The organism is Flagellimonas algicola, from assembly GCF_005937185.1.
GTDB classification, from domain to species: domain Bacteria; phylum Bacteroidota; class Bacteroidia; order Flavobacteriales; family Flavobacteriaceae; genus Flagellimonas; species Flagellimonas algicola.
Map to the genome: position 1 here is coordinate 263940 of NZ_VCNI01000003.1, position 13650 is coordinate 277589.

9 protein-coding genes are annotated in these 13650 nt (G+C 42.9%); 6 read left to right on the forward strand and 3 right to left on the reverse strand.

Annotation, left to right across the window (positions count from 1 at the left end; translation table 11 throughout):
* Positions 1-9: 9 nt before the first annotated feature.
* The 3 genes from FGG15_RS17705 to FGG15_RS17715 are packed head-to-tail and all read right to left on the reverse strand — an operon-like array spanning position 10 to position 5522.
* Positions 10-1461 carry a DUF1501 domain-containing protein gene (locus FGG15_RS17705; RefSeq protein ID WP_237561864.1) on the reverse strand — a complete coding sequence of 484 codons (1452 nt, stop codon included), beginning with the start codon at positions 1459-1461 and terminating at the stop codon, positions 10-12.
* Complete coding sequence (locus tag FGG15_RS17710; protein ID WP_237561865.1) at positions 1461-4463, reverse strand: PSD1 and planctomycete cytochrome C domain-containing protein; 3003 nt, start codon at positions 4461-4463, stop codon at positions 1461-1463. The genes FGG15_RS17705 and FGG15_RS17710 overlap by 1 nt, the downstream gene beginning before the upstream one ends.
* 54 nt (positions 4464-4517) lie before the next feature.
* Positions 4518-5522 carry a LacI family DNA-binding transcriptional regulator gene (locus FGG15_RS17715; RefSeq protein WP_138838806.1) on the reverse strand — a complete coding sequence of 335 codons (1005 nt, stop codon included), beginning with the start codon at positions 5520-5522 and terminating at the stop codon, positions 4518-4520.
* 408 nt (positions 5523-5930) lie between these two features.
* On the opposite strand from FGG15_RS17715, the gene FGG15_RS17720 reads away from it, so the two are divergent.
* The 6 genes from FGG15_RS17720 to FGG15_RS17745 all read left to right on the forward strand — a co-directional run bounded on the left by FGG15_RS17720 (position 5931) and on the right by FGG15_RS17745 (position 13630).
* Positions 5931-6797 carry an AraC family transcriptional regulator gene (locus FGG15_RS17720; RefSeq protein WP_138838808.1) on the forward strand — a complete coding sequence of 289 codons (867 nt, stop codon included), beginning with the start codon at positions 5931-5933 and terminating at the stop codon, positions 6795-6797.
* 93 nt (positions 6798-6890) lie between these two features.
* Positions 6891-8222, forward strand: a complete 1332-nt coding sequence (locus FGG15_RS17725; RefSeq protein WP_138838810.1) for an L-fuconate dehydratase — start codon at positions 6891-6893, stop codon at positions 8220-8222.
* Positions 8223-8335: 113 nt separating this feature from the next.
* Positions 8336-9190 (forward strand): fumarylacetoacetate hydrolase family protein, encoded by an 855-nt coding sequence (locus FGG15_RS17730; protein ID WP_138838812.1) that lies wholly within the window; start codon positions 8336-8338, stop codon positions 9188-9190.
* 35 nt (positions 9191-9225) lie between these two features.
* Positions 9226-10389 (forward strand): alpha-hydroxy acid oxidase, encoded by a 1164-nt coding sequence (locus tag FGG15_RS17735; protein WP_138838814.1) that lies wholly within the window; start codon positions 9226-9228, stop codon positions 10387-10389.
* 21 nt (positions 10390-10410) lie between these two features.
* A complete protein-coding gene (locus FGG15_RS17740; protein ID WP_138838816.1) occupies positions 10411-12645 on the forward strand; it encodes an alpha-L-fucosidase in 2235 nt (744 codons plus the stop codon).
* A gap of 109 nt (positions 12646-12754) precedes the next feature.
* Positions 12755-13630, forward strand: coding sequence for a DMT family transporter (locus tag FGG15_RS17745; RefSeq protein WP_138838818.1), 876 nt, complete (start codon positions 12755-12757; stop codon positions 13628-13630).
* Positions 13631-13650: the final 20 nt, after the last annotated feature.

A 13650-nucleotide genomic window follows, 5' to 3' on the forward strand; every position in this document is an offset into this window, starting at 1 on the left:
TGTGTTTGTTTATGCTAAAATATCTTTGATTACATGTCCATGCACGTCGGTCAACCGCATATCACGGCCACCAAAACGGAAAGTGAGGCGCTCATGATCAATGCCCATCAAATGCATTATGGTGGCGTGCATGTCATGTATGGTAACTTCGTTTTCAATAACGCGGTAGCCGTATTCATCTGTTTTTCCGAAAATAGTTCCGCCTTTTATCCCTGCCCCCGCCATCCACATGCTAAATGCCGACGGATTATGGTCACGTCCATTCAAGCCTTGGGCAAAGGGAGTTCTTCCAAATTCACCTGTCCAAACCACTAGGGTTTCCTCAAGCATACCTCTGGATTTCAAGTCCTTTAGTAGTCCGGCAATGGGTTGATCTACGGCATGGGCATTTTTCTCATGTCCGTCTTTTAAATCCCCATGCTGATCCCAACGATCTGCACTGACCTTGGGACAGGTTAGTTCTATGAACCGAACACCCCTTTCCACTAATCTTCTGGCCAATAAACATTGGGCAGCGTATCCACGGGTATGAGGGTCATCGGAATCAAATCCGTAGAGCTTTTTTGTTGCTTCCGTTTCTTCCTTGAATTCGGTTAATTCCGGAATCGAGGACTGCATTTTATACGCCAGTTCATAGTTGGAAATAGCCGATTCAATGGCATCGGCTTCCCCAATGGCATTCAGTTGTTTTTCATCCAGCTCTTTGATGAAATCCAATTTTTGTTCTTGAAGATTGGGAATTTGTTCTTTAGGGATGATGTTGGCCACAGGTTGCGGACCGGCTCTCAGAATGGAAGCTTGGTACGATGCTGGTAAAAATCCGTTCTTAAAGTTGTCAAGCCCCCCTGGAGGAATCAATCCTCCATCCAAAACCACGTAGCCTGGAATATTCTTGTTTTCACTTCCCAACCCGTAGGTCATCCAAGAGCCCATACTAGGCCTCCCTTGCAGACCGCTTCCCGTATGCAGGAAATAATTGGCATTGGTATGCTCCGGGAATTGTGAAGTCATGGACCTGATCAAGGCAATATCATCTACACAGTTGGCTATATGCGGAAACAGCTCACTAACGGGCATACCACACTCCCCATATTGTTTAAATTCCCAAGGACTCTTTAGAATCTTGCCCACATTATCAAACTGCGTCGCATCCACTTTGAATTTTTTACGGGGATCTTGACCATTTTCTTTGGCAAGACGGGGTTTGGGATCAAAGGAATCTACTTGGGAAACCCCTCCGTCCATATATAGAAAAACAACATTCTTGGCTTTAGGTAGATAATGCGGACCCAAAAGGATATCGGAACCTGAACCTAGAGCATCATACTTGGATCGATTGCAGGAAATGGTGGAAACCCCGAACAGGCTCATAAAAGCCAAAGAACCAAATCCGCCTTTGCATATGGACAACATTTCACGACGTGAAAGTGGCTTTCGCATAAAATTGTGGTATTTGCTCATTAGATCAGGTATATAAATTCTTTTAGGTTAAAAATACTGTGACAATACTCCTTCCAAACTTCTAAATCCAAATCAGCTTTATCCAATTCCGATTTTTTCATTGCTGTTATCTTATTCATGAATCGGGAAGCATTTTCCACTTCTATTTCAGTTGGTTTTCTAGAGAAGGTGCGCATGTACAACCATGCAACTTTCTGGTCAAAGGACAGTTCTTTTTGGGCCAGTAGGTTTTGGGCCAAAATTTCTGATTGCTGAATCACAAAGGGGTCATTCATCAGAATAAGCGACTGTGCAGGAACATTGGTCACATCCCTCCTTCCAAAAGTTGTGAATGGGATGGGCCTATCAAAAGTGGTCATCATGGGTTCCAGGAAGTTCCGCCTTACTTCTTGATAGATACTTCTTCGGCCAGCGCCATCTAGCGGCCCTGATTCTTCAGGCCTACCTCTCCCTCCCATAAATTCGGTAAGGTAGGTTGGGATTGGGGGTCCAAAAAGGGTGGAATCCAAACTTTGGGAAACCGCCAAAATACCGTCTCGAATTGCCTCTGACTCCAATCGTCTGATGGGAAAGGAGGCTAAATAGAGATTGTTAGGGTCTTTTTCGGACATTTCCCCCTCTGTGATTGCACTTCTTTTAAAAGCCTCGGAAGTAACCATGTACCGAATCATTTTTTTAATGGACCAATCCTCTTTTTGAAAGGTAATGGCAAGATGATCTAACAGTTCAGGATGGGTTGGCAGCTTTCCCTGAAGTCCAAAGTTGTCAACGGTCTCCACGATACCCTTTCCAAACAGATGGTGCCATATACGATTAACCATCACCCTTGCTGTAAGCGGATTATCAGCCTGCAACATGGCTTCAGCTAGTTCCAATCTCCCACTCCCCTTTGATTGGAACGGTTCATTACCGTGCGGGAGTGCGGACAAAAATCTACGGGGTACATTTTCCTCTGAGGGTTCTTGATACCTTCCGCGAATAAATACTGGACTATTGGTGGCTGACCCATCGGAAACTCCATAAATAAAAGCGGTGTTCTCGATAGTTTTTGACAAATTCTTGGTACTGTCCAGGGCGGTAATCAACTCTGGGAAGTGCAGGTTCATTTGACCCTTTTTTAGCAAGTTATTATACCTGTTGACTTGCTTTTCCGAGAATGCAGTAGAGGATTCTGTCTGCATTGATGCGACCATTGAAGGCCAATCGCCATTAAATGAAATGGCATATTGAGCCTCTACAAAGGCCTCTGGATGGAGCTTATAATTGTGTTGCTGGTACTCTCCCGGAAGGATTTCTATGTAAGCTTTATGTCCCTTCCACGGCTCCACGTTAAAAGTATAATCTTCCCATTTGGCATTGTTGATTTCTTGGGTAAGTCCCCCATAAATAGGCCATTGTATCAATTGAAAATTGTCGACTATGATTCGAATTGTGCTCTGCTTTCCCCTAGTCCTAACCCCAATAAAATCCGTATCCAGAATGAAATCAGGGGATCTTAGTGTTCCCATTTTACCCGAACCAAATATCCTGCTGGATGCCTTTCCTTCATCCAGTTTCATTAACTTTCCAGTTGCTGGATGGATGGTGGGATTGCCTAGCGTTGTTCCACTTCCGAAGGCCACACCTGTTGTGCTCCAACCATCCAAATCGGCGCCCCTGAAATCCCCAAGGGTCTTATAATTGGAAGTTTCCAAAGGTGCCTTTTCGTTGTTTAAGCCTATTTCGGAGTATTTTTCAGCTATTTTATCAGCCACCGTTTTTTGCACGTAGGCCTCAATCCCCAGTACTTCTTTTGCCGTAATTTCCTTGGCAAGGTTTTGATCTGCATCCAAAGGGGTAAATCGAGTACTTTCCATAACTCCATATAGGGCATAATAATCCGCTGCGGTAATCGGATCAAACTTGTGATCGTGGCATTTTGCACAGGACACGGTTAACCCTTGGAAGGTTTTGGTGGTGACATCAATCATATTGTCAATCCGATTGGCTTCGTCTTGTTTAATGTCAACCGGGCTATGGGTTCCCTCTCCCATAGCGTAGAAAGCTGTGGCAATTTGTGATTCCAAAAGTCCACTTTCAGAATCATATCGTTGCTCTTCCAAAAGATCGCCAGCCAAATGTTCTTTTAAAAATTGATCATAGGGCAAATCGTTGTTGAATGCCCTAATCAAATAGTCGCGGTATTTCCAAGCCCCTGTAATGGGATAGTCAAATTCATGGCCCTTGGTCTCCGCATATCTCACCAAATCCATCCAATGCCTGGCCCACCGCTCACCGAAAGCCGGTGAATCTAAATACCGATCCACCATTTTTTCATAGGCCTGTTCCGATGAATCCAAAACAAATGCTTCAACATCCTCAGTAGCCGGCGGCAACCCGGTCAATAGATAGGCAACTCTTCTAATCAAGGTATACTTGTTGGCCAATGGCGCTTTTTGCAGCCCTTTCTGTTCTATGGCCTCGTCAATAAACTGATCAATCTTGGCTTCGTGATATTCCTCCGCTACTTTAGGTTGAATAAACGACCAGTGTGGTTTCCATTCCGCTCCCTGCTTGATCCACTTTTCCAGAAGATCTTTTTCACGTTGGGTCAATACACTATTGGTCTCTGGGGGCGGCATGATTTTGTCCTTATGCTCGTGGTTGATGCGAAACATAAGTTCACTTTTGCGCGGTTTTCCTGGAACAATGGCAAAACCACCCTCCCTTAATGCGGCGGTGGCACCTTCATAGATATCCAATCTTAATTCCGCCTTTCTGCTGCTGGGATCCGGACCATGACATAAATAACAGTTCTGAACCAGTATGGGCCGTATATGAAAATTGAAATCTACATGTTTAGGCAGGGGTTCGTAGGATGTGTCGGATGTATTGCAAGAAAAAAGAAGAACACCGAAAAAACATAGTCCTCCCAATTTTCTAATTACCCTTATTTTATATATGCGCCCAAACATCATAGTCAAGTTAAAGAATTCTTTTGATCGCGAAATTTCCTTTTTCATTATCCATTGCAATGTTACATTCTATGCTCACGTGTGCGCTTCTGTTCAAAAAATTTATGCCGACCCTCTAAATATTATTTTGGGTTCAATTATTTTCTTCTCAAAACCCATCACCTTATTGTCCATATGACCCAGCAGCAAATCAAAAGAACTGGAAACCATGGACGGTATACATTGTTGCACGGTGGTCAACTCAGGTTCGCAGGCGATTCCCATGGGATCGTTGTCAAATCCAATAACGGCTACATCTTCTGGGACCCGCATTCCAGCATTTTTTAAATACTTGATCACGCCTATTCCAATTTCATCCCTTACAGCCAAAATTCCATTTGGCTTTTCCTTTGATGCCATCAGCTGCTTCGCCAAGTTAAAACCGTCTTTCATGAAAAACCCTCCTTCGGCCACCAAATTTGGGTTATCTGGTAAACCGTGGTCTTTCAGGGCCTGTTTATATCCTGCCAATCGTTCAGCAAAAATCTGATGTTGGTAATGCGTGGAAATGTAGGCAATCCTGCTTTTTCCGGACTCCACCATGGCCGTTACGGCATCATAGGCCCCCTGGTAGTTATTGACCACAACCTGCGAAGCTCTAGATTCTTCGGGCGCACGATCAAAGAACACATACGGAATGTTCTCATCCTTTAGAGCATCAAAATGACCTTCATGGATTGTATCCTTAGTCACGGACGCCACTACCCCAGAAACCCTATAGCCTATTAAGGAATCAATTATCTCCTTTTCAACACCAGGTTTTTCACTCGATTGGAATATCATCACAGTATAACCCGCTTCTTGGGCCGTTTCCATAAAATCCGAAACAAACTTTGCAAAAAAGTAAGGCCGTATATCTGGAACGACCACGGCCAGTACATTGCTCCGCTTATTTCTGAAATCTTGGGCCAAGCGATTTGGTTTGTATCCCAGTTCATTGGCTTTCTCCTTGATCAACTCCCTAGTTTCTTTCTTTACCGAACCCGTATCACGCAATGCACGCGATACTGTCACGTGATGAATCCCAAGTTCCCGGGCCACATCCTTAATGGTAATGTTGTTTTTCATAGGGTTTTGAATACGGCTAATATAAAAAGCTCACGTGAGCTTTCCAAAAGTTGATACATATTTTAACTTTTAATCTAAGTGCCTTCTCTGACTAAAGTCGCGTCGGAAAACCAACGATTCAAAATACATCAACATCTCCAAACCGTAATTTTCAATCATTAAAAAAGGCCGATTGACTCGACCTTTTTAAACTCAACTAAATCAAACTATTAATTATTTATTTACTGCCTGACCCCTATACGTTTATTCATTGTTACTAGGGTCAAACTACAATGAAAACCGTTACAATTAAATCAAAAATCCAATGTGTTAACTATAAAAAATCCACTGAATATTGTACTTTTTTTGCAATAGATGATGTTTCCGTCTAAAAAACTCGTTATTTAGTCATACTTTTTATACAATTTTATGAAACTTCAATTCCTGGATAGAAGCAGTTTAAGGGATAACTCGTTCTCTGCAAAACATAACTATTACCCCTATTTCTTAAGATTGTGGCATTTTCATCCTGAATTGGAACTGGTTTATATTCTAAAAAGTGAAGGCACACGATTTATCGGAGATAGCATAGAAAGATTTCGAGAGGAAGAAGTTGTGCTTATTGGCGCCAATTTACCGCATATGTGGCTAAATGACGAGCAGTATTTTGGTGAAAGCTCAGATTTAATTGCCGAGGGATACTCTGTACATTTCCGTAGGGATTTTTTAGGCAATGAATTCTTAAACGCCCCAGAACTTAAGGCAATAAACAATCTTGTCGATACCGCCCAACAGGGCATTAAATTTGTTGACCTTGACATGTCCATTAGAAATGAAATAGGGCTCCTTGTGGATAAAGATCCTTTTGAAAGGATGATCAGCTTTATTAAGATTCTCAATGGTCTTGCCAAGCACGAAAAGAAGATTCTTCTGTCTAGCAAAGGGTATTTAAGCACTCTAAAAGGGCTTAAAGGGCAAGGTATGGACAAGACCTATGAATTTATATTTAAAAATTTCAACAAGTCTATTACCCTAAATGAGGTTGCCGGGGTAGCCAGTATGAACCCTTCGGCTTTTAGTAGGTTTTTTAAGAAAGTCAATAGAAAGACTTTTAAGGAATATCTAAACGAACTTCGTGTAGGCTACGCCTGTAAATTGATTTCCGAGGACAAGTATAATATTACCCGTATTTGCTTCGAGTCCGGCTACAACAACATTTCTAACTTCAACAGACAGTTCAAAAGGATAACTGGAATGTCTCCTTCCCAATACAGAAAAAAGCACATTCAGGCATAGAGCTACCAAATTGGCAAAAAAAGTACCATAAAAGGCGATAAAATGAAAAGTTGGGCATATTGCCGAGGGTATCTTTGATCTATAACTTTTGCTATGCCAACAACCAAAATAACCAACATTTCAGTCAAAGATGTACGCTTTCCCACCAGTAGGAATCTGGATGGTTCTGACGCCATGAACCCAGATCCGGACTATTCAGCTGCTTACGTGATTTTGGAAACAGATCACGCGGAAGGACTTCAAGGACATGGTTTGACTTTTACCATTGGGAGGGGGAATGAACTTTGCGTGGCGGCCATACAGTCCCTCTCCCATCTTGTTATAGGCAAGTCGTTGGATAGTTTTACCAGCAACATGGCCCAATTTTGGCGCATGATCACCGGAGATAGTCAACTTCGTTGGTTAGGTCCGGAAAAAGGGGTTATACATTTGGCCACTGGGGCTTTGGTAAATGCAGTTTGGGATCTTTATGCCAAAGTGGAACAAAAACCTTTGTGGAAACTCTTGGCCGATATGACTCCGGAAGAATTGGTTTCTTGTGTCGATTTCACCTATATCACCGATGCCATCACCCCAGAAGAAGCATTGGAATTGCTTAAAAAAAATGCTGCCACCAAACAGGAACGAATAGATTACCTTACCCAATTTGGGTATCCAGCTTATACCACCTCAGCCGGTTGGTTGGGATATTCTGATGAGAAAATGAGAACGCTATGCAGACAGGCCAGGGATGCTGGCTTTAAGCATATGAAAATGAAAGTGGGTTCGGATTTGGCGGATGACCTGCGACGTGCGGCAATTATCCGTGAAGAGATTGGAGAGGAGCTGAAGCTCATGATGGATGCCAACCAGAAATGGGATGTGGATGAAGCAATTGCCAATATGGAGCAACTTGGCAAATACAACCCATGGTGGATTGAGGAACCTACTAGTCCGGATGATGTGCTTGGTCATGCCAAAATTGCCAGAGCCATTGCACCCATTAAAGTGGCCACAGGGGAACACTGCCAAAACAGGGTTATCTTTAAACAATTAATGCAGGCCAATGCCATTGGTTTCTGTCAAATAGATAGTTGTAGAATAGGAGGTGTCAACGAAATTTTAGGGGTACTCCTTATGGCCGCCAAATTCGGTATCCCTGTGTGTCCCCATGCAGGAGGTGTTGGTCTGTGCGAATATGTTCAACACCTATCCATGATCGATTTTATTGCCATTAGCGGTTCATTGGAAGACAGAATCATTGAATATGTGGATCACCTCCACGAACATTTTTTAGATCCAGTGAAAATAAAGGATGGCTGCTATATGCCACCCCAGTTACCGGGATACAGTATTGAGATGAAAGAAGATTCTTTGATAGATCATGAATTTCCGGATGGAATTGTTTGGCAAGCTGAGGTGCTGGATCATAACAATACTATTTGAACCGGGTGGTTTCATAGCCTTATGAAATGCTTGCATTTCTTTTGGACACATGTTTGAAAAATGTACACCATAAATTATCCTGAAAAGGCAAAAGCCTACCTTAAACAAAACATATGAAATTAATACGATTTGGAGCCGAAGGGCATGAGAAACCAGGGGTTCAACTCGAAAACGGCAGCCGTTTGGACATCAGCGGATTTGGCCGGGATTATGACGAGGAATTTTTTGGAGGAGATGGATTGGAAGAACTGAAAGAATGGCTTTCCCTAAATCAAGCAAACTGCCCAGTTGTAGGAGAGGATATCCGGTTAGGACCTCCTTTGGTTCGTCCTTCCAAGATTATTTGCGTTGGCCTCAACTATGCCAAACACGCAGCGGAGAGCGGCATGGACATCCCAGAGGAACCCTTGCTGTTTTTTAAGGCAACTTCGTCCATTGTTGGCCCTAATGATGATGTGGTTATCCCCAAAAACAGTCAAAAAACAGACTGGGAGGTTGAACTGGCAGTTGTAATTGGTAAAAAAGCCTTATATGTGGATGAAGCATCGGCAATGGATCATGTGGCTGGTTACACCCTCCACAATGACTATAGTGAGCGCGAATTTCAATTGGAACGTGGTGGACAATGGGTCAAAGGCAAGAGTTGTGATTCTTTTGCTCCCGTTGGACCCTATATCGCAACCCAGGATGAAATTGAAGATCCACACAATCTTGATTTATGGCTCAAACTGAACGGAGAGGAGCTTCAGAATAGCAACACTTCGGACTTTGTTTTCAATATCCCCACTTTAGTAAGCTATATCAGTTCATTTATGACCTTGCTTCCCGGAGATATCATCTCTACAGGAACTCCTGCAGGAGTAGGACTGGGACTTAAGCCGCCAAAATACCTTAAACCAGGTGATGTGGTGGAATTGGGTATTGAAGGTCTGGGTAGTTCAAGACAACAAGCCAGAGCATTTGAGTAATATTTAAGGTTCCTACAAATAGTTTACCTTACCCTATGCGAAACCAAAAGCAAATAGCATTTAACCCAAAATATCCTTCTGTTGATTTATTGAGGGAAAAAGCACGTAAACGCATTCCGCGATTTGCCTTTGAATATTTGGATGGAGGTTGCAACGAAGAGGTAAGCATTCGAAAAAACACTCGGGAAATCAGGGATGTGGAATTGATTCCACATTATCTGGACACCTACACGCAAGCTCAACTAGAAACGGAACTTTTCGGGCATACGTATTCGGCTCCATTTGGGATTGCGCCTGTAGGGTTACAAGGCCTAATGTGGCCCAACTCGGCCGAAATTTTGGCTAAAGCTGCAGTAGAACACAATGTGCCTTTTGTTCTTAGTACGGTGAGTACCAGTAGCATTGAAAGTATAAGCGAGATAACGGAAGGTAAGGCCTGGTACCAACTCTACCATCCTGCCGATCTAGCGGTTAGGAACGACATGATTAAACGGGCGCAAGCAGCTGAATGCCCCGTAATGGTATTGCTTTGTGATACCCCAACCTTCGGATTCAGGCCTAAAGAGATCAAAAATGGCCTTTCCATGCCTCCCAGAATGTCCATACGAAACATGCTGCAAATTTTAGGTAAACCGCAATGGGCTTTCGAGACCTTACGCCATGGGCAACCGAACTTTGAAACCCTTAAACCCTATATGCCAGGTAATTTGAACCTAAAGCAACTGGGGCAATTCATGGACCAAATGTTTAGCAAGCGAATGGATATGGAAAAAATTAAGCCCATTCGTGATTTATGGAAGGGCAAACTGGTGTTAAAGGGTGTGGCCTGTGAACACGATGCCGAACTGGCGCTTCAAATGGGATTGGATGGGATTATCGTATCCAATCATGGTGGACGGCAATTAGATGCTGGAGAATCTACGATAAAGCCAATGACCCGCATTGCCAAAAACTATGGTGATAAAATTACGGTAATGATGGACAGTGGTCTCCGTTCAGGGCCAGATGTGGCTCGTTGCTTGGCCAGTGGGGCACAATTCACCTTTATGGGGCGTTCCTTTATGTACGGAGCCGCCGCTCTGGGAAAGGCTGGTGGTGATCATACCATTTCCCTCCTCAAAACACAGTTAAAGCAAGTCATGGAACAACTAGGTTGTACTAAAACCCATGAACTTCAAAATTATTTATCAGATCATTAATTGGATTAGTATAACCTTATCATGAAAAAAATCTTTCTTTTAGCCATTGTGGTTGTAGCTTTAATTTCTTGTAAACAAGAAGAAAAACTACTTATGGCCACGAGTTCCACCATTGCCATTGACGATGACGACTCTAAAGATTCCATAATTCTTAAGGCAGCACACGTAGTTCCCACTGAAAATCAGCTTCAAGCCTTAAAAAATGAGTTTATTGCCTTTATCCATTTCGGTCCGAACACTTTCACAAGAAAAGAATGGGGAAACGGATTTGAAGACCCCAAGATTTTCAATCTTCAAAATTTGGATACAGACCAGTGGTGCAAAGCTATGAAGGCAGCGGGGATGAAAATGGTGGTAATCACGGTAAAACACCATGACGGATTTGTGCTTTGGCAAAGTAGGTATACCAAACATGGCATTATGTCCACTCCCTACCAAGATGGTAAGGGTGACATTTTAAAAGAGCTCTCAGAATCTTGTCAAAAAAACGGGCTAAAATTGGGGGTTTACCTCTCCCCTGCAGACTTGTATCAAATAGAAAACGCAGAAGGCCTTTATGGGAATCTAAGTGAATACTCCGACCGTGTTATCCCAAGACCCGTTGAAGGCAGACCCTTTAAAAACCAAAAAACGTTCACCTTCAATGTGGATGATTACAATGAATATTTTCTTAACCAGTTATTTGAGCTGTTAACGGAATACGGTCCTATTCATGAGGTGTGGTTTGACGGAGCTCATCCCAAACGGAAAGGCGGGCAAAAATACAATTACCTGGCTTGGAAAGAGCTGATTTCCGAATTGGCTCCCAAAGCAGTGATCTTCGGAAAGCAAGATATAAGATGGTGCGGGAACGAGGCCGGGGCTACCCGGGATACGGAATGGAACGTAGTTCCATACGAGACCAATCCCCATGAGATGAACCGCTTTGCCGATATTATGGAAGAAGATATTGGTAGCAGGGAAAAATTGTACAATGCTAAGTATTTGCACTATCAACAAGCAGAGACCAATACCTCCATTCGGGAAGGTTGGTTTTATAGGGATGAGGACTCCCAAAAAGTGCGTAGTGCTGATGATGTTTTTGACATTTATGAAAGATCGGTAGGCGGAAATTCCACTTTCTTGTTGAACATCCCACCAAACCGCGATGGAAAGTTCTCCCCAGAAGATGTTAGGGTTTTGGAAGAGGTAGGACAACGCATTGCGGAAACCTATCAAAGCAATTTGCTTCAAGATGCAAAAGGACCCAAAGCCGTCTTGGACGGAAATACAGCAAGTTATGAGTTGTTGACTCCGACCTCCAACGAAATTATCATTAACACCAAATCACCCATCACTATTAACCGGCTAGTATTGCAGGAGGCTATACAAAGTCATGGGGAACGGATTGAAAAACACTTGGTACAAGCCAAGGTTGATGGGGATTGGGTCACCTTGGCGCAAGCTACCAATGTGGGCTATAAACGAATTCTGAGATTCCCGGAGGTCACATCGGATCAATTCAAAATCCAAATATCGGAATCGAGGGCCAATCCAGCTCTGGCAAATATCTCAGCCCATTATTACAACACCCGGCCTCCTCAACTTGAAATTTCAAGATCTAAGGAGGGATTATTAAAAATAGCGCCAAAGCAACACGATTTTGCTTGGAAACCCCATGGTGAAAACGCAGTGGAAAATTTAAATTCCAAGACCGAAACACGATATACCACTGATGGAAGCATCCCTACCAAAAACTCCAAGCTATATACCGAACCGGTTCCGGCTGCTTCAGTCGAAGTAAAGGCAGCGGCCTTCGAAAAAGAGGAAATGGGAAGCGTGGCCGCCAAAACTTTTGGACTATTAAAAAATCAATGGAAAATTGTTCGGGCAGACAGTGAAACTGAAAATCACGGCGCCGATTTGACTATTGATGAAGATCCTGGCACCTTTTGGCAATCCAATTCCGGCTCCAATCAAAAACATCATTTGGAAATTGATTTAGGCAGTGTTAAAACGCTAAGCGGTTTTGCCTATACTCCTCAAACAGCGCACGCTGACGGCATGATCGAAGTAGGTTCCGTCAGTATCAGCAGCAATGGTACCGATTGGAAAAAAGTGGAAGATTTTGAGTTTGGCAATCTTATCAACGACCCCGTCACAAGACGTCACAATTTTGAATCGCCCATAACCGCAAAATTCATCCGAATTGAATCCAAAACCATTGCCGGAGATCATACCTCAGCCGCCATTGCGGAGTTGGACTTTTTTGAATAGTCAAAACCTGAAATAGAAATATTTTATGACTTCATCTAAAAAAATTGGGTCATAAAAGGTCATTTTGGAACTTTCCTTTGCATATTCGCGGAGACTTAGCGACTAATTCATGAGAGCTATTCTTTATTTAATTATCGCCACCTCCTTATTAGGTCTTAATTTCCATTTGGCGAGGGTTGTTCTTACGGAAGTTGGCTTCATTGAAGCAGGATTTTGGCGCTTTTTGTTTGGAGCCGGAACTTTGGCACTCGTTGGAATTCGGAGCCTTCCTAGTTTACAATCCATACGAAACAATCTTAGAGGTGTTGCACTTCCAGGGTTGATTGGGCTGTTTGGCTTTAATTTTTTCTTCTTTTTGGGTCTTAAATACAGTACGGCCATTAATGCGGCATTGATCATAAGTCTGAATCCAGCCATAACTTTGCTATTGTCCCGTCAAATCCTTAAAACCAAGATTGAGAAAATCCAGTTGTTGGGTATTTCCATCGCATTTGTAGGTGCTATTTATATCATCATCAAGGGGAATATTACTGACTTGGCGAACATCCAGTTCAATAAGGGAGATATTTTGATTTTTATAGCCAATGTTTTCTTTGCCCTTCACCACGTATGGGTAAAAAAGTTTGCCGGCCATTTTTCCAGCATCAATTTCACCATGCTCACCGGGGTATGTTGCCTTATAGGGTTTGCATTCTTACTCCCATTGACGGGAATGGAAAATGTATTGAACCACAGCACCAAGTTCTGGATGGCTGTGTTGGGCATTGGATGTCTGGGTACTGCATTTGCTTACTACCTTTGGCAAAAAGGAGTACATATTGTTGGAGCAGACAAGGCCGGCATATACATGAATGTTGTCCCACTTTCTGCTGCCGTACTCACCTTTTTCTTTAATGAAAACTTGTACTTCTATCACCTTATTGGAGGGCTTTTGATCATTGCTGGACTTTTGATTACAAGAAAGAATTCTACAAAGACATCATAACATTTACCAATTGCTCTATA

Coding starts and splice junctions, on each gene's coding strand:
- FGG15_RS17705 (WP_237561864.1), bottom strand. CDS start 1,461: ATGAGCAAATACCACAATTTTATGCGAAAGCCACTTTCACGTCGTGAA.
- FGG15_RS17710 (WP_237561865.1), bottom strand. CDS start 4,463: ATGAAAAAGGAAATTTCGCGATCAAAAGAATTCTTTAACTTGACTATG.
- FGG15_RS17715 (WP_138838806.1), bottom strand. CDS start 5,522: ATGAAAAACAACATTACCATTAAGGATGTGGCCCGGGAACTTGGGATT.
- FGG15_RS17720 (WP_138838808.1), top strand. CDS start 5,931: ATGAAACTTCAATTCCTGGATAGAAGCAGTTTAAGGGATAACTCGTTC.
- FGG15_RS17725 (WP_138838810.1), top strand. CDS start 6,891: ATGCCAACAACCAAAATAACCAACATTTCAGTCAAAGATGTACGCTTT.
- FGG15_RS17730 (WP_138838812.1), top strand. CDS start 8,336: ATGAAATTAATACGATTTGGAGCCGAAGGGCATGAGAAACCAGGGGTT.
- FGG15_RS17735 (WP_138838814.1), top strand. CDS start 9,226: ATGCGAAACCAAAAGCAAATAGCATTTAACCCAAAATATCCTTCTGTT.
- FGG15_RS17740 (WP_138838816.1), top strand. CDS start 10,411: ATGAAAAAAATCTTTCTTTTAGCCATTGTGGTTGTAGCTTTAATTTCT.
- FGG15_RS17745 (WP_138838818.1), top strand. CDS start 12,755: ATGAGAGCTATTCTTTATTTAATTATCGCCACCTCCTTATTAGGTCTT.